This window comes from Immundisolibacter sp. (genome assembly GCF_041625615.1).
GTDB lineage: Bacteria > Pseudomonadota > Gammaproteobacteria > Immundisolibacterales > Immundisolibacteraceae > Immundisolibacter.
Window position 1 is genome coordinate 1 of the sequence record NZ_JBFJTF010000027.1, and the last position, 21,688, is coordinate 21,688.

The following is a 21,688-nucleotide window of genomic DNA, read 5'->3' on the forward strand; positions in this document are numbered from 1 at the left end:
AACCGACATGAACACAGCGCAGCACCGTCACCCGTGGCGCGCCGCACGGCGCCTGTGCGGGCTGCTGGCCGTCGCCTGCCTGGTGGCGACGCAGGCCTGGGCGCTGCCGCGGCACCAGCCGATTCCCGGTGGCGTGGCCGTGCTGGCGCTGCCGGCGCCGTTCGATGCCAGCAGTCAGGCGCAGTTCGCCGGCCGCCCGGTGCTGACCGTGCCGGGCGACGACGGCTGGCGGGCGGTGGTCGGCATTCCGCTTGGTCACACGCCCGGGCCGTCGGCCCTGCGGCTGACGTTTGCCGACGGCAGTACCCGCAACATCGGCTTCACCGTGGCGGCCCACACCTACCCGGAACAGCGCCTGACCATCGCCGACCCGGACAAGGTCACGCCATCGGCGCAGAGCCTGCAGCGCATCCAGCGCGAACAGGCGCAGATACGCGCCGCCTTCCGGCACCGTTCGGCAGACCGTCCGCCGCTGCGCTTCAGCCTGCCGGCACAGGGGCCGCTCAGCAGCAACTTTGGCCTGCGGCGGGTGCTCAACGGCCAGCCGCGCAGCCCGCATTCGGGCATCGACATTGCCGCCCCGCAGGGCGCTCCGGTGACCGCGCCGGCCCCCGGTCGCGTGCTGCGCGTGGGGGATTACTTCTTCACCGGCAACACGGTGTTCGTCGACCACGGCCAGGGCCTGGTGACGCTGTATTGCCATCTGAGCGAGATCGCCGTGCGGGAAGGACAGCCGCTGCGGACCGGTGATCGCATCGGCGCCGTCGGCAGCACCGGTCGTGCCACCGGTCCGCACCTGCACTGGGGCCTGTCACTGAACGACGCGCGCGTCGACCCGCGCCTGTTCCTGGCCGCCGAGGCGCAGGCCGAGCGCTGAGCGCGCCGTTCGCACCATCAACACACGGAGAGACACACGCATGAGCAGTACCGCCCCCGCCATCGGCGACCTGACCGGCAAGCGTCTGCTGATCATCGGCGCCAGTCGCGGTATCGGTCTGGCGCTGGCGGCACGCGCCGCCCAGTCGGGCGCCGTGGTGCACCTGACCGCGCGCAGCGCGCAGTCGGCGGCGCAGACCGCGGCCGCGCTGGCGGCCGAACACGGCGCCGAGGTCACCGGTCACGGGCTCGACATTGCCGCCGCCGACGCCACGGCGCGGCTGGACGGCGTGCTGGACGCCGCCGGCGGGCTCGACGCGCTCGTCTACAACGCCGGCGTGAGCCCGGTCTATGCGCGCCCGGAGAAGATCACCGACGAGGACTTCGACGCCATCGCCCGCGTCAACCTGCGCGGGCCGTTTCTGGCGGCGCGTGCCTTCGGCGCCCGCTGCCTGCGCGAACAGCGCCCCGGCGCCATCGTGTTCATCGCTTCGGTGGCGTCGCTGATCGGCACGCCGCGCCTGTCCGTCTACGCCGCCACCAAGGCCGGTGTGGCCGGACTCACGCGCGGCCTGGCCGTGGACTGGGCGCAGGATGGCATCCGCGTGAACGCCGTGGCGCCCGGCTGGGTGGCCACCGACATGACGCAGGGCCTGCAGGACAACCCGCGCCTGCACGACCGTCTGACCGCACGTGTGCCGATGGGGCGGTTCGCCCAGCCGGACGAAATTGCCGACGTGGCGCTGTTTCTGGCCTCCGACAGCGCGCGCTATGTCACCGGCTCGGTTTACAGTGTGGACGGCGGCCTGGTGGCAGGCTGACCGTTTGTCCAATGCGGCCGCAGGCCGCCCACAGCCAGGGGAGAGTGCAATGGCGTATGTACGTGTCTGTTCAGTGAACGACGTGCCGGCGGGCGGTATGGCGCGTTTCAAGGCCGATGGCACCGCGGTGGTCGTGTACAACCTCGCCGACGGTTTCCACGCGACGGCGGCGAATTGCTCGCATACCTTCGGGCCACTGGCGCGCGGCAAGATCATCGATGGCCAGCGCGTGCGGTGCCCGTTGCATCGGGCCGAGTTCGACATCAAGACCGGCGAGGCCGTGAAGTGGGCCTGTTTCCCGCCGGGCGTGCAGCTGTTGAACCTGTTCCGGCCCAAGAAGCCCATCAAGGCCTACGCCACCAAGGTGGAAGGCGACGCGGTGCTGGTGGACGTGTGAGCCGGTTTCCCGTCCCGCGTCAGCGCGGGGCGGGACCGCCGCGGCCGGTTCGGGCCTGTGCGGCGCCGGCGTCGATGCCCCGGCGCTCAGCGCCGTGCCAGCACGGCATCCGCCACGTACGGATTGCCGCGCCGTTCGGCGCCGAAGGTGGACATGGGACCGTGGCCGGGAATGAAGCGCACGTCGTCGCCGAGCGGCCACAGCTGTTCGGGAATGGAGCGCAGCAGGTCGGCGTGGTTGCCGCGCGGCAGGTCGGTGCGACCGATCGAGCCGGCGAACAGCACGTCGCCCACCAGCGCCAGGCGGCTGGCCGCGTGAAAGAACACCACGTGCCCCGGCGTGTGGCCGGGGCAGTGCCGCACGGCCAGTTCCACCGCGCCGAATCGCACCGTGTCGCCGCCTTCCAGCCAGCGGTCCGGTGTGAAGGTGGGCAGCGGCGGGAAGCCGAACATCTGTGCCTGCATGGGCAGGCCCTCGATCCAGAATGCGTCGTCCCGGTGCGGGCCCTCTACCGGCACGCCGTAACGTTCCTTGAGTGGCGCCGTGGCGCCGACGTGGTCGAGGTGGCCGTGGGTGAGAAAGATCTTTTCCACCCGCGCGCCGTGGCGCTGCACGGTGGCAACGATGTCCTCCACGTCGCCGCCGGGGTCCACCAGCGCGGCGGCACCGGTCGCCTGGCACAGCAGGACGGTGCAGTTCTGCTGCAGCGGGGTGACCGGGATGATGTCGAAGGCGAGCGCGTCGGGCATGGGCGTGTCAGTCCGGCAGCTTGTGTTCCAGGATGAGGTTTTCCTCGACCACCCGGCCGCCGATCAGGTGTTCCTGGATAATCGTTTCCAGCACCTGCGGCGTGCATGAGTGGTACCAGGCGCCTTCCGGGTAGACCACCGCCACCGGCCCCTGTTCGCAGATGCGAAGGCAGCCGGCCTTGGAGCGGTAGATGCCACCGTCGCCGGTGAGCTTGAGTTCGTTCAGGCGCTTCTTGAGAAAGTTCCACGATTCGAGACCGGCCTCGCGGGCGCAGCATTTGGGTTCCGCCGGGTCGGCACACAGAAAGATATGGCGACGGATGCGGTCCACGCCAAGCGACAGGGCGGTGTCTTTTACGGTGCTCATGGTTTTCCTCGCGGTGCGCCGCGCGCGCGGCACGGCGGCCGGCATGATGGCGGTGCGCCGCCGTGGGCGTCAACGCGCCGCGCGGGCACTGGCGGGGCTGTCCGTGGCCTGCCTGCTGGGCGGCTGCGCGCCGCAGCAGCCACCCGGTCCGGTCCTGCGCGTGGGTCTGGCGCAGCCGGTGCTGGATGTCGACCCGCGGCAGGCGGCGGATGCCGCCTCGGCCCGGCTCGGGCGTTTGCTGTACTCGCGGCTGGTGGAGCTGGATGCCGACTACCGGCCGCGTCCGGCGGCGGCCGACTGGCAGCAGCTGGACCCGCTGCGCTGGCGCTTTACCCTGCGCACGCCGCGGCCGCGTTTTGGCGACGGCACGCCGCTGTCGGCGGCCGACGTGGTGGCCACCTACCGCGCGGTGCTGGGCGAGGACGGCACGCTGTCGCCGCTGCGCGCCGAGCTGGGGGCGCTGCGGACAGTGCGGGCGGTTGGCGACGGACACATCGATTTCATTCTCGACCGGCCCGATGCGCTGTTTCCGGCGCGGCTGACGCTGGGCATCGTACGCGCCCGCTGCGCCGGTCCGCCGGTGGCCGGTGAACGGCCGTGCCACTACGACGGCAGCGGACCGTTCGCCCTGCAGCGGCTGAGCGGCAGTACGGTGCGGCTGCGCCGCCGGCACGACGGACTGGCGCTGGTGTTCGAGGTGGTGCCGGACCCGACGGTACGGGTGCTCAAGCTGCTGCGCGGCGAGCTGGACCTGCTGCAGAACGACCTGCCGCCGGAGCTGCTGACGTACCTGGAGCGCCAGTCGGCGGTGCGGTTGCTGCGCGGGCCGGGCAACAGCTACCACTATCTGGGGTTCAATCTTTCCGACCCGCTCGCCGGCGACCTGCGCCTGCGCCGGGCGGTGGCGCACGGCATCGACCGCGCCGCGCTCATCCGTCACCTGCTGGGCGGGGCGGCACGCCCGGCCGGCAGCGTGCTGCCGCCGGGTCACTACGCGGCCGCCGCGTTGCCGGCCCATCGCCATGATCCGGCGCTGGCGCGCCGGCTGCTGGCCGAGGCCGGGCTGGATCGGCCGCGTCTGACCTACAAGACCTCCACCGATCCGGTGCGCGTGCGCATCGCCACCGCCATCCAGGGCCAGCTGGCGCAGGTCGGCATTCGCCTGCGGGTGCAAAGCCAGGAATGGGGCAGCTTCTTCGGTGACGTGCGGGCTGGCGAGTTCCAGCTCTACTCGCTGGCCTGGGTCGGCGTGACGCAGCCGGACGTGCTGCGGCACCTGTTCCACAGCGCCTCGCTGCCGCCGGCCGGTGCCAACCGCGGCCGCTTCGTCAGCCGCCGTGTCGACGCGCTGCTGGATGCGGCCGCCGCGGCCGGCCCGGCGCGGCAGGTGGCGCTGTACCGGCAGGTGCAGCGGCGGGTGCACGCGCGCCTGCCCTATGTGCCACTGTGGTACGAAGATAATGTCGCCGTGGTCCGCGCCGGGGTGCGCGGCTATGCGCTGCGCCCCGACGGGGCCTGGGATGCCCTCGAATTCACCGATCCGCCCGATGCCACGAATACACATTGACCTCGCCCGCCAATGGCTGGAACTGCGGCACGACGACGGCCGCCTGCAGCTGGCCGCGCCGGTATCCACCGCCGCGGCGGGTCTGGGCGAACAGATGGGCAGCTACCAGACGCCGCGCGGCAGTCACCGCGTGCGCGCCAAGATCGGGGCCGGGGCGCCGGTGGGGGCGGTGTTCGTCGGCCGGCGCTGGACCGGCGAGGTGTACGGCCCGGAACTGGCCGCCACCCATCCCGGCCGCGACTGGATCCTGACCCGCATCCTGTGGCTGTGTGGCTGCGAGGTCGGCTTCAATCGTCTGGGGTCGGTCGACACCCAGCGTCGCTACATCTACATCCACGGCACGCCGGACAGCACCCGGCTGGGCGTGCCCGGCTCCAAGGGCTGCGTGCGCATGGGCAATGCCGACCTGCTGCGGCTGTTCGAGCTGACGCCGCCGGGCACGCCGGTGGACCTGACGGAGTGAGCCTGCTGCTGCGGCGCCTGGGCGCCACGGCCGGCACCCTGCTGGCGGTGCTGGTGGCGGTGTTCGTGCTGGTGCGCCTGGTGCCGGGTGATCCGGTGGAGGTGATGCTCGGCGAGCGTGCCAGCGGCGCCGATCGCGCCCAGCTGGTGGCGCAGCTGGGTCTGGACCGGTCGCTGCCGGCACAGCTGGTCGGTTACCTGCATGATCTGGCGCGCCTGGACCTGGGACAGTCGCTGCGTTACCGCGTGCCGGTGGCCGACCTGGTGGCCGCCCGCCTGCCGGCGACCTTGCAGCTCGCCGCGGCCGGGCTTGCACTGGCGCTGGTGTTGGCCTTGCCGCTGGGGGTGGCGATGGCGGTGCGCGGCAGCGCGCCGGGCGGTCGGCTGGCGGCGGCATTCACGCTGCTTGGCCTGGCGCTGCCGAGTTTCTGGCTGGGGCCGCTGCTGGTGCTGGTGTTCGCGGTGCAGCTGGGTTGGCTGCCGGTGGCCGGGCGCGAGTCGGCGGCGTCGCTGGTGCTGCCGGCGCTGACGCTGGCAGTGGGTCTGGCGGCGGTCCTGGCGCGCCAGCTGGCGGCCAACCTGAGCGAGGCGCTGGCGGCCGATCACGTGCGCACGGCGCGCGCCAAGGGTCTGGCCCCGGCGCAGGTGCTGTGGCGCCACGGCGTTCGCAACGCGCTGCTGCCGGTGGTGACGGTGTTCGGTCTGCAGCTGGGCGCGCTGCTGGGTGGCGCGGTGATCACCGAGACGGTGTTCGCCTGGCCAGGGCTGGGGGCGCTCACGGTGGAGGCGATCAGTGTCCGCGACTATCCCCTGCTGCAGGGCTGCGTGCTGGTGATCGCCGGCGCGTATGTCCTGGTCAACGGCCTGACCGAGCTGGCCTACGCCTGGATCGATCCCCGGGTGCGCCGGCCGTGAGCGGCGGGCGGCCATCGCGCCGGCTGTGGGCGGCGCTGGCGGTGCTCGGGCTGTGGGCGGTGCTGGCGCTGCTGTCGCCCTGGCTGCCGCTGGCGCCCGACACGCCGCGGCTGGATCAGGTCCTGGCACCGCCGGCCTGGCAGCCGGGTCAGTGGCTGGGCTGCGACGAACTGGGCCGGCCGCTGCTCGACCGCCTGCTGGCCGGGGCGCGGGTGTCGCTGCTCGTGGTGTTGCAGGTGGTTGCCGGACAGGCGGTGCTGGGCATCGGCGCCGGGCTGCTGGGCGGCTACCTGGGTGGCCTGCCGGACCGGGCGCTGCGCGCGCTGACCGATCTCACCCTGGCCTTCCCCGGCCTGTTGCTGGCGTTGCTGCTGGCCGGGCTGCTGGGGCCGGGCATCGACAACGTGGTGATCGCGCTGGTGGCGGTCGGCTGGGTGGGATTTGCCCGACTGACGCGGGCGCAGGTGCTGTCGCTGCGGCGCAGTGATCATGTGGCCGCGGCGCTGGCGCTCGGCTGCGGGCACGGGCGCGTGCTTGGCCGGCACGTGCTGCCGCTGCTGGCGGCGCCGTTGCTGGTGGAGGCGGTGCTGGCCTGTGCCGGTGCCATCACCGCCGAGGCCGGGCTGTCGTTTCTGGGGCTGGGGGTGCAGCCGCCGCAGGCATCCTGGGGCGGGCTGATCCGCGAGGGTGCGCGCTATCTGCTGGTGGCGCCGCATTACCTGCTGCTGCCGGGGCTGGCGCTGGTGGCGGTGATCTATGCCGTCAGCGTGCTGGGCGAACAGCTGCGTCGGCGGCTCGACCCGCGGTGGCCGGCATGAGTTATGGGTGGGCCGACGCCGTCGGCAACCTTGGTGTGCTGCTGGTGCTGGGCACGTACCTTGGCCTGCAGCTGGGCCGGCTCGACAGCCGTGGCGTGGCCTATTCGGCCTGCAACGCGGCCGGTGCCGCGCTGCTGCTGGTGTCGCTGAGCGTCAACTTCAACCTGTCGTCGGTGATCATCGAGGTGTTCTGGCTCGCCATCAGCTTTGTTGGCTTGTGGCGGGTGTGGCGGCGGCGTTGAAGGGGCGATCCGCGGGCATGGTCATGGCCTTGTCACGTTTCCGTAATACGCTGTGCATTCCCCCACCAGGCCGCGTGCACAGCCGGCCCCAACAGCCTGCGCGGCGATCATGAGCGACGACATCGACCTCAAACGGCCGGATCTGTACATCAACCGTGAGCTGAGCCTGCTGGAGTTCAACGCCCGCGTGCTGGCGCAGGCGCTGGACGAGCGCCTGCCGCTGCTCGAACGGCTGCGGTTCCTGTGCATTTTCAGCACCAATCTGGATGAATTCTTCGAGATCCGGGTCGCCCGCCTGCAGGAGCTGCAGGCGCTGGGATCGACCCAGGCGGGCCCGGACCAGCTCGGCCCGCAGGAGCTGCTGGTGGCCATCGGCGAGCGCGTGCATCAGCAGGTGGACATCCAGTACCGCATCCTGAACGACACCCTGCTGCCGGCGCTGGCGCAGCAGGGTATCCGCTTCGTGGCGCGTGGCGACTGGACCGCCGAACAGGCCAGCTGGGTGCGCAGCTACTTCGACAATGAGCTGGCGCCCATGCTCAGTCCGCTCGGCCTGGACCCGGCCCATCCGTTTCCGCGCGTGCTCAACAAGAGCCTCAACTTCATCGTCGCCCTGTCCGGCACGGATGCCTTCGGGCGACGTATCGGCAATGCCGTGGTGCAGGCGCCGCGCGCGTTGCCGCGCATCATTCCGCTACCGGACGACACGCCCGGCCAGCATGACTTCGTGTTCCTGTCGTCGGTGATCCACGCCCACGTCGGGGCACTGTTCCCGGGCATGGAGGTGAAGGGCTGCTATCAGTTCCGCGTGACCCGCAACAGCGACCTGTTCGTCGACGAGGAAGAGGCGGACGACCTGCTGCGCGCGGTGGAGGGCGAACTCCAGTCACGCCGGTACGGCGACGCGGTGCGCCTGGAAGTGGCCGACACCTGCCCGCAGGCGATGACCGACTACCTGCTCACGCAGGTCGGTCTGGGGCCGGGGGACCTGTACCGGGTCAACGGCCCGGTCAACGTCAACCGCCTGCTGGCGGTGTGCGACCTGCCGGACCGGCCGGACCTGCGGTTCGCGACCTTCGCCCCCGGCCTGCCGGCACCGGTGCACCGCGGTGGTGATGCGTTCGCCACCCTGGCCAAGGGTGACGTGTTGCTGCACCACCCGTTCGAGTCGTTTCTGCCGGTGGTGGAGTTCCTGCAGCAGGCCGCCGCCGACCCGGACGTGCTGGCCGTCAAGCAGACCCTGTACCGCACCGGTCCCGATTCCGTCATCGTCGATGCCCTGGTGGCGGCGGCGCGCGCCGGCAAGGAAGTGACCGTGGTGGTGGAGCTGCGCGCGCGCTTCGACGAGGAGGCCAACATCGCGCTGGCCAACCGCCTGCAGGAGGCCGGCGCGCACGTGGTGTATGGGGTGGTGGGGTACAAGACGCACGCCAAGATGAGCCTGGTGGTGCGCCGTGAGGGCAAGGCGCTGCGCCATTACGCGCACGTTGGCACGGGCAACTACCACCCGCGCACCAGTCGCCTGTATACCGACTACGGCCTGTTCACCTGCGACCCGGCGGTGGCCGGCGATGTGCAGCGGGTGTTCCTGCAGCTGACCAGCCTGGGGGTGGTCGGGCGCCTGCACCACCTGCTGGAGTCGCCGTTCACCCTGCACGACGCGCTGCTGGCCAAGATCGAGCGTGAGGCGGAACACGCCGCGGCCGGTCGGCCGGCGCGCATCGTCATCAAGGTCAACTCACTGGTCGAGCCGCGCAGCATCCAGGCGCTGTACGCCGCGTCGCGGGCGGGTGTCGAGGTGGACCTGGTGGTACGCGGCATGTGCGCGCTGCGCCCGGGCGTGCCGGGTGTGTCCGAGCGCATCCGCGTGCGTTCGGTGGTCGGACGCTTTCTGGAGCACACGCGGGTGTTCCATTTCCACAACGGCGGCCAGGACGAGGTCTACTGCGGCAGTGCCGACTGGGCCGAGCGCAATTTCTTCCGCCGGGTCGAAGTCTGCTTTCCCATCCTGGACGCCGAATTGCGCCGGCGGGTCATCGACGAGCTGGCCCTGTACCTGCAGGACAACCAGCAGGCCTGGGAGCTGCGGCCCGACGGCAGCTACCGGCGCATCGAGCCTGGCGCCGAGGCGGCATTGTCGGCCCAGCTGGCGCTGCTCGAACGGCTGGCGGGCGCCGGTTAGGCGTCGGCCGCCGCCGGTTGGGCCGGCAGCGCGTACGGCGCCGGGTCCAGGGGGGGCGTGCCGCCGGTGATCAGCGCCGCCAGCAGCACCGCCGACGCCGGCGCCAGGGTCAGTCCGCTGCGGAAATGTCCGCCGCTGACGTAAACGTTCTCGAGCCGCGGGTGGCGGCCCATGTACGGTGTGCCGTCCGGACTGCCGGGCCGCAGGCCGACCCAGTGGGCGACCCGTGGCGCGTCCTCCAGCGCCGGCACCAGACGCGCAGCGGCGGCATGCAGTGCGTCGGCGGTGGCGGGGCGCGGCGTCTTGTCGAAGCCGGTGCGTTCCACCGTGCTGCCGGCCAGCACCAGCCCGTCGTGGCGCGGCACCAGGTAATGCCCCTCGGCCAGCAGCACGTGGCGAATCAGGCCCGGGGGTGTCTGCAGGGCGAGGATCTGGCCGCGTACCGGTTCGATCGGCAGGTCGAGTCCGCAGCCACGCAGCAGCTGGCCGCTCCAGGCGCCGGCAGTGACCAGCAGCAGCTGCACCGCACGTCGACCGCGACGCGTGTCGAGCGCCTCGACGCGATTGCCGCGGCGGGCGAAGCCGAGCACTTCGCAGTCCTGCTCGAAGCGCACGCCGGCGTGCTGCAGTGCCACGCGCAAGGCGCGCAGCAGGCGCGGGTTGCGTACTTGGGCTACCTGCGGCAGCAACACGGCGGTGGTGTGCGGCGCCAGGGCGGGCTCGGCGGCGCGCAGCGCGCCGGCGTCGAGTGTCTGTGCCGGCACCTGCCACTGCCGGGCCCAGGTCAGGGCCTGGCCGGGGTCGGTGCAGTCCGGCAGCAGCAGGCCGTCGGTGTGCAGTTCGGGGTCGATGCCGGATTCGGCCGCCAGCGTTTCGGCCAGCGTCGGATAGACGCGCTGGCTCCACAGGCTCAGCGGGTGCACCGCCGCCGGCTGGCGCCACGGGTGCAGCGGCGACAGGATGCCGCTGCCGGCCCAGGACGCCTCGCGCCCGATCTCGCCGCGGTCCAATACCGTTACGTCGAGACCGGCGGCGCGCAGTTCGCGTGCGGTCAGCAGTCCGATGACCCCGCCGCCGACGACCGTTACATGTCCGTCCACCGCGATCAGTCGGCGGGCGGCACGTACCCCTCGGGCCGGTCGGCGCCGCCACCGAACAGGAATTTCTCCATTTCCTGCTGCAGGAACTTGCGCGCCTCGGGATCGATCAGGGTCAGGCGGTTTTCGTTGATGAGCATGGTCTGATGCGCCAGCCAGGCCTGCCAGGCCTCGCGCGACACCTGCTCGTAGATGCGCTGGCCGAGCGGGCCGGGGTAGGGCGGGCGATCAAGGCCCTCGGCCTCGCGGCCGAGCAGCACACAGTGGACAGTTCGCATGGCGGTCTCCGGGGGAGGGGGTGCTCAGCCGGCGAGCAGGCGCCGCACCGGCGCCGCCAGGCCGAGCCGCGCGGGATTGGCCGGGTTATACCAAAGCCGGTCGGGAGCGTCCAAGGCCGTCGGCGCGGCCTGCACGCGGCATTCGAGCGGAGTGATCTCCAGCCGGAAATGGCTGAAGGTGTGAATGAACGGATCGCCGCCGTGCACGGCCTGCGGCGACAGGCCGTAGTGGACACGGCACCAGTCGGCCAGCTCGGTGACGGCGCCGGTGTACTCCGGCAGCGACCACAGTCCGCCCCACAGGCCGGCTGGCGGGCGGCGTTCCAGCAGCACCCGGCCGTCGGGCCGGCGCAGCAGCAGCAGGGCGGTCCGGCGCTGCGGCAGATCGCGCCGCGGGCGTGGCTGCGGGTAGTGGGTCACCGCGTCTGCCGCCAGTGCCAGACAATCGGCGTGGACCGGGCATTCGCCGCAGCGCGGCCGGCTGCGGGTGCACACCAGCGCGCCCAGGTCCATGATGGCCTGCGTGTAGTCGGCGGCATGGTCCGGGGGTGTCAGGCTGTCGGCGATGTCCCAGAGCCGCGCCTGCACGGCGGTTGTGCCGGGCCAGCCGGCCACCGCCCGGTGCCGGCACAGCACGCGCTTGACGTTGCCGTCGAGGATCGGCTGGCGTTGGCCGCTGCCGAGCGCCAGGATGGCACCGGCGGTGGAGCGGCCGATGCCGGGCAGGGCCGCCAATGCCGCCAGGTCGGTTGGCAACCGGCCCTCGTGGTCACGACATACCTGCGCGGCGGCCCGGTGCAGGTTGCGGGCGCGGGCGTAGTAACCCAGCCCGGTCCACAGGTGCAGCACATCGTCCAGCGGCGCCGCGGCCAGCGCGCGGATGTCCGGAAAACGCGCCATGAAGCGTTCGAAGTACGGCACCACGGTGCCGACCTGCGTTTGCTGCAGCATGATTTCCGACACCCACACCCGGTACGGCGTGCGGGGGTGCTGCCAGGGCAGGTCGTGCCGGCCGCCGTGGGCGTGCCAGGCCAGCAGGCGGTCGGCGAAGGCGGTCGCCATCAGCCGGCGTCGGGCGGCGCGTCGGCGTCCAGCAGGGCGCGCACGAATGGCAGGGTCGGCCGCCGCTGCGCCGCCAGCGTGGCCTGATCCAGCCGTTGCAGGGTTGCCAGCAGCGCCTTCAGGTCCCGGCTGTGCCGCTGCAGCAAATAGTCAACGACCGTGTCGTTCAGGTGCAGGCCCTGTTCACTGGCACGGCGCAGCAGCACGGCGCGTTTGTCGGTGTCGCGCAGCGCTTCGAGCCGGCAGCTCACGCCCCAGCCGAGGCGGCTTTTGAGTTCCGGGCGGCACAGGCCGAGGCCGCCGGGCGTGGCGCTGCCGCTGCTGATGATGCGCCCGCCGCCGGCGCGCAGCCGGTCGTACAGGTGGAACAGTGCCAGTTCGGCCGTCTGTTCGCCGGCGATGACGTCCAGGTCATCCACGCATACCAGGGAAAACTGCTCGAAGGCGCTGACGGCCTCGGCCACGCCGGCGGGGTCCAGGTCGCGCAGGGGCAGGTAGGCGGCACGCAGGCCGTGGCCGGTGGCCGCAGCCAGCGCGGCGGTCAGCAGGTGTGTCTTGCCGCTGGCCGGCGGGCCCCACAGGTACAGCGGGGTGCGCTCGCGTCCGCTGGCCAGTGCTTGCGCCAGTGAGCGGCCCCGCGCGGCCGCCGACCCGGCGGCGCCGATGAAGCTGTCGAAGGTCTGGTCGGCGCGCAGGCGCAGCGCCAGCGGCTGTTGGGCCGTCAGCACGGCGGTTCCTGGGCGTACCAGTCGCTGTCGCGGTAGCGGGCCAGGGCATGGCGCAGCAGCACGACCAGCACCGCGCTGGCCGGCAGGGCCAGCAGCACGCCGAAGAACCCGAACAGCTGCCCGCCGGCCATGACGGCGAAGATCACGGCCACCGGGTGCAGACCGAGTCGGTCGCCGACCAGTAACGGTGTCAGCAGCAGGCTTTCGAGCAGCTGACCGGCAGCGAACACGGCGCCGATGGCCAGCAGGTGGGGCAGGTCCTGGAACTGCACCAGGCCGGCGATCAGCGCCAGACCGACACCGATGACCGCGCCCAGGTACGGCACGAAGGTCACCAGGCCGGCGACGAAACCGATCAGCAGCGCCTGCTTGAGGCCCACCAGCGACAGGCCGATGGCGTAGAACATGCCCTGCGCCAGCATCACCAGCAGCTGACCGTGCAGGAAGCCGCCGAGCACTCCATCTGCTTCGCCGGCGAACTGGCGCACCGAAGGTTGCCAGCGTCGTGGCAGCAGGCCATCGATGCGCGTCAGCAGGTGCGGCCAGTCCCGCAGCAGGTAGAACGCCACCACCGGTACAACCACCAGATTGACCGCCAGGCCGATCAAGCCGAGTCCCGAATTGAGCAGCCGGCCGAGGCCCTGTGCGGCGTAGCCGCCGGCCTGGGTCCAGTGCCCCTGCATCCATTCGCGGACCGCGGCCAGCGACAGCGTATCGGGTGGCAGTGCCAGGCGCGCCTGCAGCCAGGGCGTCGCGGTCTGTTCCAGCCAGTCGAGAAAACGTGGCAGTTGTTGCAGCAGGCTGACCAACTGCCGCTGCAGGGCCGGGATGGCGAACAACAGCGCCAGCAGCGCCAGGAGGGTCAGCACGGCGAACACCAGGGTGGTGGCCCAGGTGCGAGGCAGCACACGGCCCAGTCGGGTCACCAGCGGGTCGGCGATGTAGGCCAGCAGCGCCGCACCGAAGAATGGCGCCAGCACCGGGCCCAGCAGGTACAGCAGGACCAGTGTGCCGACGGCGCCGGCAGCCAGCAGCAGGCGGCGTGACAGGGTGTCGGTCACGGCCGGTAGCGGTAGCCGGATTCGGCCTCCGCCTCGCGTGTGAACGGGGCGCCCGGCTCGACGCGGTCGGCCAGCGCCGCCGCACCACCGGGCAGTGCGAAGGCGAACACGGCGTGACCGTCGCCGACCGCCAGCGGGCGCAGTTGACGGATCTCCGCCTGCTGGCTGAGGTGTTCCCAGACGCGGGCGTATGCGGTGACGTCGTCGATGCCACGGACGGTGATCTCGACCGCCTGCGGTGGGCCGCTGGGCGGCGCCACGGCCAGTTGGCTGCTCAGGCGGTCCAGGGCTGCCCCGAGGGCGGCTTCCGGTGACGCGCCGTCGGCGGCCCAGACGTGATCGTCGCTGTCCGGGCGGGTCAGGCGCAGGTCTATGCGCCACCGTCCGTCGATGCCGTTCAGCCGGCCGCTGAGCACGCCTCCGGGGGCATAGCGCGCCGCCAGCGCCTTCAGGGGCGCGAGTGTGGCCGGGTCGTGGGGATTGGCGTGTGCCGGCAGCTCGGCGCGTTCGGCCAGGTCGAGCAGCGGCAGCAGGATCGGCCAGCCGCGTGCGCGGGCGGCGGTGTCGACAGCGGCCGCCAGCCGTGGCGGCTCGTCGGCACCGACCCAGAGCGTGTTGCCATCGTGCTGGACCTGCAGCCACAGCAGCAGTGTGGGCCGGGTGTCCGGTACGGTTGCCACGCCCTGCTCGGCCAGAAAGCCGCGCACGGCGTTCGGATCGAAGCGTGCTTCCAGCAGCGTATTGCCGTCCTGGTCGCGGCTGAAGCCGTAACCGAGCACCGTGCGTGCCGCTGCCTGCTTGCCGGCCGCCTGGTCGGCCAGTGCCGCCGCGGCACCGCGGCCGGCCACCTGCGCCAGCACCTGGCCGAAGGCGACGACCACGGCCGCCTCCTGGGCCGTCTGGCCGTCATCGGTCAACGGTACCCGCGCACGGTACAGGTCCAGTGCCTGTGGCGTGCCGGCCGGCAGCAGCGCAAGCAGCAGGCAAACAGCGGACAGCGACAGAAGGCGCATGATGGCGGTAGGCAGGCAGTGAGGGGACCGGCTACCATTGTGCCCCGATCCGCGCCCCCAGTGAGTCTTCTGTCATGGGCGACACGCCCGCATCCGGCCTCAGTTACCGCGACGCCGGTGTCGATATCGACGCCGGCAATGCCCTTATCGACCGCATCCGGCCGCTGGCCGCGCGCACCCGCCGGCCGGAGTTGCTGGCGGGGATCGGTGGTTTCGGCGCCTTGCTGGAGTTGCCCAAGCGCTACCGCGAGCCGGTGCTGGTGGCCGGCACCGACGGAGTCGGCACCAAGCTGCGCCTGGCCATTGATCTTGGCGTTCACGATACGGTCGGCATCGATCTGGTCGCCATGTGCGCCAACGACGTGCTGGTGCAGGGTGCCGAGCCCCTGTTCTTCCTGGACTATTTCGCCACCGGCAAGCTGGACGTCGATGCCGCGGCGGCGGTGGTCGGCGGCATTGCGCGCGGCTGCGAGCTGGCCGGTGCGGTGCTGGCCGGCGGCGAGACGGCCGAGATGCCCGGCATGTATCCGCAGGGCGACTACGACCTGGCCGGGTTCTGTGTCGGCGTGGTGGAGAAGACGCGCGTGCTCGATGGGCAGGCCATTCGCGCCGGCGACGCCATCATCGGCCTGGCCTCGAGCGGCCTGCACTCGAACGGCTATTCGCTGGCGCGCAAGGTGGTCGAGCATGCCGGTGCCGACCTGAACGCGCCGTTCGGTGACAGCACCCTGGGCGCCACCCTGCTGATGCCGACACGCATCTACGTGAAGCCGGTGCTGGAGCTGCTGGCGGCCCTGCCGGTGGTCGGCATTGCCCACATCACCGGTGGCGGGCTGCCGGAGAACCTGCCGCGGATCCTGCCGCAGGGGCTGGCCGCGCGCCTGCAGCCATCCGCCTGGCAGCGCCCGGCCATCTTCGACTGGCTGCAGCAGCAGGGCGGCATCGCCGCGAGCGAGATGTGGCGCACCTTCAATTGTGGCTTGGGCATGGTGGTGGTGCTGCCGGCCTCCCGCGCCGACGAGGCGCTGGCGCTGCTGCGCGACGCCGGTGAGACCGCCTGCCTGGTGGGCGAGGTGGTGACGCGCGGCGACGGGCCGGGTGTCGTGCTGGAATCGTGACGGCTGCCACGCTGCGCGTGGCGGTGCTGATATCGGGCCGCGGCAGCAACCTCAAAGCCATCCTCGACGCCATTGCCGCCGGCCAGCTGCCGGCCCGCGTGGTGCAGGTGATCAGCAACCGACCGGGCGCCGCCGGGTTGCAGCTGGCGGCGGCTGCCGGCGTGCCGACGGCCGTGGTCGATCACAAGCGGTTCGCCGACCGTGCGGCTTTCGAGCGGGCGCTGGAGGCGCAGCTGGCCGCCGAACCGGCGGATCTGCTGGTGCTGGCCGGTTTCATGCGCGTCGTGACGGCCGACTTCGTGGCCCGCCACCGCGGCCGGCTGCTCAACATCCATCCTTCGCTGCTGCCGGCTTTCGCCGGCCTGGACACGCACGCGCGGGCCCTGGCGGCGGGCGTCAGCGAGCACGGCGCGAGCGTGCATTTCGTCACCGCGGCGGTGGACGGTGGTCCCCTGATCGCACAGTTCCGCGTGCCGGTGCGGCCTGGTGATACCGAGGATGGCCTGGCCGCGCGCGTGTTGCGGGCGGAGCATCGGCTCTATCCGCAGGTGCTCGCCTGGTACGCTGCCGGCAGGCTGGCGCTGCGGGCTGATACCGTTTTGCTCGATGGGTTGGCGCTGGCGGCGCCGGTGCAGTTCGCCGACACGGAGGACGACGATGCGTAACGTGAGTTTCCGGCACCGTTTGTTCGGCCTGCTGTTGACACTGCCGGCGGCCGTGGCCGCGTCGACCGACTGGGAGGCCACCTACAGCGTGCGTCAGGGCACGATCGAGGGTGGTCAGGCGGTGCAGCGCTACACGGCCGCGGATGGTCGCTACCGGCTCACACTGGATGTCACTCCCGGGGGGGTCGTTGCGCTTTTCACGCAGGAGACCTTTCACGACGAGAGCAGCGGGCTGGTGGATGACGGTGACCTGAGGCCCCAGCGGTACGTGCACGTGCGCGCCGGCGGTCGCAAGCAACGTGACTATGAATATCGCTTCGACTGGCAGGCCGGGCAGGTGGCCGAGGTCGATGGTGACCGGCCACCGGCCGTGTTGCAGCCGGGAACCCTCGACGAGTTGACCTACGTGGAGGCGCTGCGCCGGGCGCTGGCGGATGGCAAGACCGGCCTCACGCTGCCGGTGCTGTACGGCTCGGACGGCGAGATCCGTGACTATCGGCTGCAGACGCTGGGCGAGGAAGAAATCTCCACGCCGGCCGGGCGCTTCAGGACCATCAAGGTTCAGCGCACGCAGACCGGTGGCAAGTACACGGTTACCTTGTGGTGCGCGCCGGCGCTCGATTACTTCCCGGTACGCATCGACCGCCACAAGCGTGGCCGTTCGCAAGGCACGCTGCTGCTGAGCAGTTTCGAGGCCGCCAGCGGGCGCGCGCCCTAGCCCAACGGCGTGGCGGTGGCCCGCCCGTCGGTGCGCGGTGCCGGCAAAACTTTCTTAACACTGGCCGGACTAAAGTCGCAGGCGGGTCGCCGGCTGCGGCTGGCGACTGCGTTCATCGCGTTTCTGCCATAGGGCGTTGCCGCAAAACGGAGCCGTCACATGTTTGGGTGGGCCATCACGTTTTTGATTATTGCAATCGTCGCGGCGCTGCTCGGGTTTTCCGGGATTGCCGGGGTCGCGACCAACATCGCCTGGATCCTGTTCGTTGTCGGGCTGGTGCTGGCGGTCGTGTTCCTGGTGATGGGGCGTCGCCGACCGCCGCTGTAGAAGGCCACCGACGACCGCTCCGGGAGGCGCGGGGCGGTCGTCGGGCGCCACAGTGCGCGAGGCAGCGCCGGCCGCTGTCGCGTCGGCGCGCCGGGGCCGCGCAGTTGCTGCCGGCGGGTGCGTCGGCCCTATACTGCGTCCCAGCCCCCGCATTCTTCCGCCACCGGCCATGTCCGCCGTCATTCCGAACGTACTCAGCATTGCCGGTTCCGACCCGTCCGGTGGCGCCGGCATCCAGGCGGACCTGAAGACCTTCAGTGCGCTTGGGGTTTACGGCATGGCGGTGGTGAGTGGCCTGACGGCACAGAACACCCGCGGCGTGAACGCCGTCGAACCGGTGTCGCCGGCATTCGTGGCGGCGCAGATCGATGCCGTGTTCGCGGACATCCGCGTCGATGCCGTCAAGCTCGGCATGCTCGGCGGCGCCGACGTGGTGGCGTGCGTGGTCGACCGTGTGCGGCACTGGCGCCCGCGGGCGCTGGTGGTGGACCCGGTGATGGTCGCCAAGGGTGGCGCCGCGTTGCTGGACCCCGTGGCCCTGCGGTGCCTGCGCGAACAGCTGCTGCCGCTGGCCAGCGTGCTGACACCGAACCTGCCGGAGGCGGCCGCCCTGCTGGGCGCGCCGCTGCCGGTCGACCTGCCCGCGATGCGCGAGGCGGCCCGCGCGTTGCACGCGCTCGGGCCTGCCTGGGTGCTGCTGAAGGGCGGTCACCTGCCGGGCAATGACTGTACCGATCTGCTGTACGACGGGCGCACCTTCACGGAACTGCCGGCCCGCCGTGTGCCGACCGCCAATACCCACGGCACGGGGTGCACGCTGGCGTCGGCCATCGCGGCCCATATGGCGCGTGGGCTGGCGGTGCCACAGGCCGTGGCGCAGGCCAAGGCGTATCTGACCGCTGCCATAGCCGCAGCCGACATGCTGGACGTCGGCCACGGCCACGGGCCGGTACAGCATTTCCATGCCTTGTGGCACGCGCCGCAGGGTGGCGGAACCTTTGAGTGACCGGATTGTTCCAAGCATCTCCCGAGCGCGCCCGAGTACCCGCATGATCCGCTTCGCGACCGACCTGCTGCGCGCCGGCCTGATGCTGGGGTGTCTGGTCCCGTTGGCCACAGCCACCGAAACCGTCGACGACGACGGCCCGCCGCCCGCCGGGGAGCAAGCGCCGGCCGTGGTGGCGGATCCGCCGGCGCCCGCCCCGGTGGCGGAACCCGCAGCACCGGTGGACGCAGCGGCCGCCGCGGCTGATGGAGACACCCAGGCGGTCGGCGACGAGGCCGGTTTTCCCACGGTGGCCCCGGTGCCGCCGTTTCGGCTGCTCGGCGCGAAGGTGCCGCCCGGCGAGACGCGCACCTTGGCCTGGTTCGCCAGTCAGCACTACTCGGGCATCGACAGTGCCGCCCAGGTGCTGGTGGCCCATGGCAGCCGGCCGGGAAAGGTGCTGTGCATAACGGCGGCGGTTCACGGTGACGAGATCAACGGCGTGGAAATCGCCCGCCGGGTGTTCCACAAGACCAATCCAACCCAAATGGCCGGCACGCTGGTGGTGGTGCCCATCACCAATCTGCACGGCTTCGAGCGCGGGTATCGCTACCTGGCCGATCGTCGCGACCTGAACCGCTATTTTCCGGGCAGCGCCAGCGGCAGTTCGGCCGCGCGGATCGCTCACTCGTTCTTCCACAACATCGTGCGGCACTGCGATGCGCTGGTGGATTTGCACACCGGCTCGTTTCACCGCACGAACCTGCCGCAGCTGCGGGCCGATCTGGGCAACCCCGAGGTGCTGCACCTGACCCACGGCTTCGGCGCCACGGCGGTACTCGACGACCGCGGTGCGCCCGGGACCTTGCGCCGGGCTGCCTGCGACGCCGGCATTCCCGCGGTGACCCTGGAGGCGGGGGAGCCGATGCGTCTGCAGACGAACGAGGTGCGTCACGGCGCCAAGGCCATTCGCAGCCTGATGGCACACCTTGGCATCGTGAAAAAATCCTGGCGTTGGCGTGACCCGCAGCCGGTGTACTACGAGTCGGTGTGGGTGCGCGCCAGCCGGGGAGGCATTCTGTTGGCGTCGGTGGGGCTGGGTGACACCGTGAGCGCCGGGCAGGTACTGGGCGTGGTGACCGATCCCATCAGCAACGCCCGCGCCGAGGTGGTGGCGCCACACGACGGACGGGTCATCGGTATGGCCGTGAATCAGATGGTGCGTCCCGGCTATGCGGTCTTTCGCCTCGGCATGGAGCGGTCGGAAGAGGAGATGATTCGCGCCGCGCCGCCGCCGGCCATGGTCGACGACGCGGCTGCGTCACCCGCCGACGCGGCGCCGGACGCGCAGACTCCGGCGTGGACACCGACGGATGAGCCGCGCCCGGACGAGTAGGGTCGCGTCAGCGTTCGGCGCGCAGGGTCGGCGTGCCCGGCGGGTGGCGCACCGGCACCTTGAGCACCTGCCCGATGCGCAGATGCGCGGTCGGTGACAGGCCGTTGCGCGCCGCCAGCTGGCGAGTGCTGATGCCGTGTCGCGCGGCGACACCGCTGAGGGTTTCGCCCCGGCGCACCAGGTGGCGGATCTCGGTGACCGGCGCTGCCTGTCCGGCGTGCCGGGCAATCTCGGCGATGCGCACCTGGGCGTCATGCGTGCCGGCAGGCAGGCGCAGTGCGTATCCCTTGGGCAACAACTGGGTTTCGTCCCAGACGGTGCGTCGCAGGGCCGGGTTCAGCGCCCGCAGGGTGCTGCGGTCGATGCCCAGTTCGCGTTCGACCACGCGCAGTGGCAGGTAGGCCGGCACGGTCACCTCCACCATGCGTGCCGCCGGTGCCTTGATCACGGTGCCGAAGTGTTCCTCCGGTGTCGAGGACAGCTCCAGGGCCGCCAGGAAGGTGGGGTAGAAGTTGCGCGAGGCAAAGCCGAAATAGCGGCCGTTGTAGCGCTCGATCAGGGTCGCGATGTCGGTGGTGCCCATGTTCTCTACCGCCCGGCGCATGCCGGCGCGCCCGTGGTTATAGGCTGTCAGTGCCAGGGGCCAGGTGCCGAGTGCGTCGTAGTTGCCGCGCAGCAGGCGTGCGGCGGCCACCGTCGCGGCGTGAGGGTCGTAGCGTTCGTCCACGTAGTGGTCGATGCGCAGGAACAGCCGCCCGGTGCTGGCCATGAACTGCCAGAGTCCGGCGGCTCCGGCATGTGATCCGGCCAGCGGGTCGAAACCCGATTCCACGTAGGGCAGCGCGCCGATCTGTTCGGGCACGCCGTATGCGGTCAGCGTCCGGCGGATATGGGATTCCCAGGCGCCGGCACGGTGCAGGGCCGTGGCGAAGCGGTCGCCCTGGCCAAGCTGGAACCGCACGCGCTGCGCGGCGGCGCGCAGTTCGGCGGCGGAAGCACCTTGCCACAGTGCCTGCACGCGCCGTACCTGCGGGTCGGAGCGGTCGGCCGTGCCGTCGGCGAGGGCGCGCAGGATGTCCTGGATGGCCTGCCGCCGCGGTTCGATCAGCGCCTGACGCTCGCGGCGGTCCAGGTCCTGTGGCCAGCCGATGGTCTCGTACACCACGTTCAGGTGCCGGTCGTCGTGCAGGAAACCGCTGCGGGTGTCGACCTCGGTGAATACCCGGCTCCAGAAACGCACCGCCGGTTCCAGCGCCGCCGGGCGGGGCAGCACATCGGACTGCGCATGCACGCCCGGGACGCACCACAGCAACAGGCTCAGCAACAGGCGGACTGGCATCGGGTACACGCTCGGCGGCGGGTGTGAACGGTGTCTGGGGCGACGCCGTGGGCACGTTGTCTTGGTGAGCGGCGGGCGGGCCACGAGGTTCGGGACAACGCAGTGAAGCACAGTGTGCCGGTGTCGGCGGCGTGCATTCAAGACAGCGAACGTACGCCCCGGTCAGGGGCGTCGAAGCGGCAAGAGCATGCCCGGTGACGCCCGCCGGATGCAGTCCGTGGGAGCCGCCCGGGTGGCCCTGCTGGCGGCCCTGACGGGGCGCCAGCAGGGCGTGGATCAGCGCACGGTGTTGCTCAGAACTGCAATTGCAGGCCCGCCGTGGCCAGGTCCAGGTCGGCCTCGGCGTGGTCGCCGTCGAGCCTGTAACGGGTGTATTCCAGGCGCAGGCTGAGGTTCGGCAGCAGCCCGACGTTCAGGCCCGCACCGTACAGCCAGTCGTTGCCGTCGATGTCGGCATCGAAGCCGAGCGGACCGTCGGCCTGCGCGTCCCACCAGACCCGGCCGC

24 protein-coding genes and 1 pseudogene are annotated in these 21,688 nt (G+C 71.4%); 15 read left to right on the forward strand and 10 right to left on the reverse strand.

Translation table 11 applies throughout. The features are described 5' to 3' along the window. Positions 1–7: 7 nt before the first annotated feature. Genes ABYX71_RS03545 through ABYX71_RS03555 form a run of 3 tightly spaced genes read left to right on the forward strand, consistent with a single transcriptional unit; the run spans position 8 to position 2,094 of the window. Positions 8–877 carry a peptidoglycan DD-metalloendopeptidase family protein gene (locus ABYX71_RS03545; RefSeq protein ID WP_372695034.1) on the forward strand — a complete coding sequence of 290 codons (870 nt, stop codon included), beginning with the start codon at positions 8–10 and terminating at the stop codon, positions 875–877. A 40-nt stretch (positions 878–917) separates the two neighbouring features. After that, positions 918–1,697, forward strand: coding sequence for an SDR family NAD(P)-dependent oxidoreductase (locus tag ABYX71_RS03550; protein WP_372694990.1), 780 nt, complete (start codon positions 918–920; stop codon positions 1,695–1,697). Between the two features lie 49 nt (positions 1,698–1,746). Then, the gene (locus tag ABYX71_RS03555; RefSeq protein ID WP_372694992.1) at positions 1,747–2,094 is read left to right on the forward strand and encodes a Rieske (2Fe-2S) protein; all 348 of its coding nucleotides are present in this window, start codon (positions 1,747–1,749) and stop codon (positions 2,092–2,094) included. A gap of 86 nt (positions 2,095–2,180) precedes the next feature. On the opposite strand, the gene ABYX71_RS03560 is transcribed toward ABYX71_RS03555, so the two are convergent. Both ABYX71_RS03560 and ABYX71_RS03565 read right to left on the reverse strand, forming a co-directional pair. Further along, on the reverse strand, positions 2,181–2,843 hold the full coding sequence (locus ABYX71_RS03560) for an MBL fold metallo-hydrolase (protein ID WP_372694994.1): 663 nt from the start codon (positions 2,841–2,843) through the stop codon (positions 2,181–2,183). A 7-nt stretch (positions 2,844–2,850) separates the two neighbouring features. Beyond that, on the reverse strand, positions 2,851–3,210 hold the full coding sequence (locus tag ABYX71_RS03565; protein WP_372694996.1) for a ferredoxin: 360 nt from the start codon (positions 3,208–3,210) through the stop codon (positions 2,851–2,853). Between ABYX71_RS03565 and ABYX71_RS03570 the strand changes: the two genes are divergently transcribed. The 6 genes from ABYX71_RS03570 to ppk1 all read left to right on the forward strand — a co-directional run bounded on the left by ABYX71_RS03570 (position 3,209) and on the right by ppk1 (position 9,396). Next, positions 3,209–4,777: an ABC transporter substrate-binding protein gene (locus tag ABYX71_RS03570; protein WP_372695036.1), complete on the forward strand. Its 1,569-nt coding sequence runs from the start codon at positions 3,209–3,211 to the stop codon at positions 4,775–4,777. The genes ABYX71_RS03565 and ABYX71_RS03570 overlap by 2 nt on opposite strands. Further along, the gene (locus ABYX71_RS03575) at positions 4,758–5,240 is read left to right on the forward strand and encodes a L,D-transpeptidase family protein (protein WP_372694998.1); all 483 of its coding nucleotides are present in this window, start codon (positions 4,758–4,760) and stop codon (positions 5,238–5,240) included. Before ABYX71_RS03570 ends, ABYX71_RS03575 begins: the two co-directional genes overlap by 20 nt. Next, a complete protein-coding gene (locus tag ABYX71_RS03580; protein WP_372695000.1) occupies positions 5,237–6,154 on the forward strand; it encodes an ABC transporter permease in 918 nt (305 codons plus the stop codon). The genes ABYX71_RS03575 and ABYX71_RS03580 overlap by 4 nt, the downstream gene beginning before the upstream one ends. Further along, positions 6,151–6,972: an ABC transporter permease gene (locus ABYX71_RS03585; protein ID WP_372695002.1), complete on the forward strand. Its 822-nt coding sequence runs from the start codon at positions 6,151–6,153 to the stop codon at positions 6,970–6,972. The genes ABYX71_RS03580 and ABYX71_RS03585 overlap by 4 nt, the downstream gene beginning before the upstream one ends. Further along, on the forward strand, positions 6,969–7,214 hold the full coding sequence (locus ABYX71_RS03590; RefSeq protein WP_372695004.1) for a hypothetical protein: 246 nt from the start codon (positions 6,969–6,971) through the stop codon (positions 7,212–7,214). Before ABYX71_RS03585 ends, ABYX71_RS03590 begins: the two co-directional genes overlap by 4 nt. A gap of 109 nt (positions 7,215–7,323) precedes the next feature. Then, positions 7,324–9,396 (forward strand): polyphosphate kinase 1, encoded by a 2,073-nt coding sequence (gene ppk1, locus ABYX71_RS03595; RefSeq protein WP_372695006.1) that lies wholly within the window; start codon positions 7,324–7,326, stop codon positions 9,394–9,396. Here ppk1 and thiO read toward each other — a convergent pair. Genes thiO through ABYX71_RS03625 form a run of 6 tightly spaced genes read right to left on the reverse strand, consistent with a single transcriptional unit; the run spans position 9,393 to position 14,635 of the window. Continuing rightward, positions 9,393–10,496 carry a glycine oxidase ThiO gene (thiO, locus tag ABYX71_RS03600; protein WP_372695008.1) on the reverse strand — a complete coding sequence of 368 codons (1,104 nt, stop codon included), beginning with the start codon at positions 10,494–10,496 and terminating at the stop codon, positions 9,393–9,395. The genes ppk1 and thiO overlap by 4 nt on opposite strands. Positions 10,497–10,501: 5 nt before the next feature. Then, positions 10,502–10,771: an oxidative damage protection protein gene (locus ABYX71_RS03605; protein WP_372695010.1), complete on the reverse strand. Its 270-nt coding sequence runs from the start codon at positions 10,769–10,771 to the stop codon at positions 10,502–10,504. Between the two features lie 24 nt (positions 10,772–10,795). Further along, complete coding sequence (gene mutY / locus ABYX71_RS03610) at positions 10,796–11,833, reverse strand: A/G-specific adenine glycosylase (RefSeq protein WP_372695012.1); 1,038 nt, start codon at positions 11,831–11,833, stop codon at positions 10,796–10,798. Further along, on the reverse strand, positions 11,833–12,561 hold the full coding sequence (gene hda, locus ABYX71_RS03615) for a DnaA regulatory inactivator Hda (RefSeq protein WP_372695014.1): 729 nt from the start codon (positions 12,559–12,561) through the stop codon (positions 11,833–11,835). Before hda ends, mutY begins: the two co-directional genes overlap by 1 nt. Then, positions 12,555–13,622, reverse strand: a complete 1,068-nt coding sequence (locus ABYX71_RS03620; protein WP_372695016.1) for an AI-2E family transporter — start codon at positions 13,620–13,622, stop codon at positions 12,555–12,557. Before ABYX71_RS03620 ends, hda begins: the two co-directional genes overlap by 7 nt. After that, positions 13,619–14,635, reverse strand: a complete 1,017-nt coding sequence (locus ABYX71_RS03625; protein ID WP_372695018.1) for a DUF2066 domain-containing protein — start codon at positions 14,633–14,635, stop codon at positions 13,619–13,621. Before ABYX71_RS03625 ends, ABYX71_RS03620 begins: the two co-directional genes overlap by 4 nt. A 74-nt stretch (positions 14,636–14,709) precedes the next feature. Between ABYX71_RS03625 and purM the strand changes: the two genes are divergently transcribed. From purM to ABYX71_RS03655, 6 genes are all read left to right on the forward strand, one after another. After that, complete coding sequence (gene purM, locus ABYX71_RS03630) at positions 14,710–15,753, forward strand: phosphoribosylformylglycinamidine cyclo-ligase (protein ID WP_372695020.1); 1,044 nt, start codon at positions 14,710–14,712, stop codon at positions 15,751–15,753. Continuing rightward, complete coding sequence (gene purN / locus ABYX71_RS03635) at positions 15,750–16,418, forward strand: phosphoribosylglycinamide formyltransferase (RefSeq protein WP_372695022.1); 669 nt, start codon at positions 15,750–15,752, stop codon at positions 16,416–16,418. Before purM ends, purN begins: the two co-directional genes overlap by 4 nt. Continuing rightward, entirely contained in the window at positions 16,411–17,136 is a 726-nt protein-coding gene (locus ABYX71_RS03640; RefSeq protein ID WP_372695024.1) for a DUF3108 domain-containing protein, read from the forward strand. Before purN ends, ABYX71_RS03640 begins: the two co-directional genes overlap by 8 nt. Before the next feature lie 159 nt (positions 17,137–17,295). Further along, on the forward strand, positions 17,296–17,463 hold the full coding sequence (locus ABYX71_RS03645) for a DUF1328 domain-containing protein (protein ID WP_372695026.1): 168 nt from the start codon (positions 17,296–17,298) through the stop codon (positions 17,461–17,463). Between the two features lie 169 nt (positions 17,464–17,632). Beyond that, positions 17,633–18,469 carry a bifunctional hydroxymethylpyrimidine kinase/phosphomethylpyrimidine kinase gene (thiD, locus tag ABYX71_RS03650; RefSeq protein ID WP_372695028.1) on the forward strand — a complete coding sequence of 279 codons (837 nt, stop codon included), beginning with the start codon at positions 17,633–17,635 and terminating at the stop codon, positions 18,467–18,469. 43 nt (positions 18,470–18,512) lie between these two features. Continuing rightward, positions 18,513–19,844 (forward strand): succinylglutamate desuccinylase/aspartoacylase family protein, encoded by a 1,332-nt coding sequence (locus tag ABYX71_RS03655; RefSeq protein ID WP_372695030.1) that lies wholly within the window; start codon positions 18,513–18,515, stop codon positions 19,842–19,844. A gap of 7 nt (positions 19,845–19,851) precedes the next feature. Here ABYX71_RS03655 and ABYX71_RS03660 read toward each other — a convergent pair whose 3' ends face one another. Both ABYX71_RS03660 and ABYX71_RS03665 read right to left on the reverse strand, forming a co-directional pair. Then, entirely contained in the window at positions 19,852–21,183 is a 1,332-nt protein-coding gene (locus ABYX71_RS03660; protein ID WP_372695032.1) for a transglycosylase SLT domain-containing protein, read from the reverse strand. Positions 21,184–21,476: 293 nt separating this feature from the next. Further along, positions 21,477–21,688, reverse strand: a pseudogene (locus ABYX71_RS03665) (TonB-dependent receptor); the annotation flags it as partial.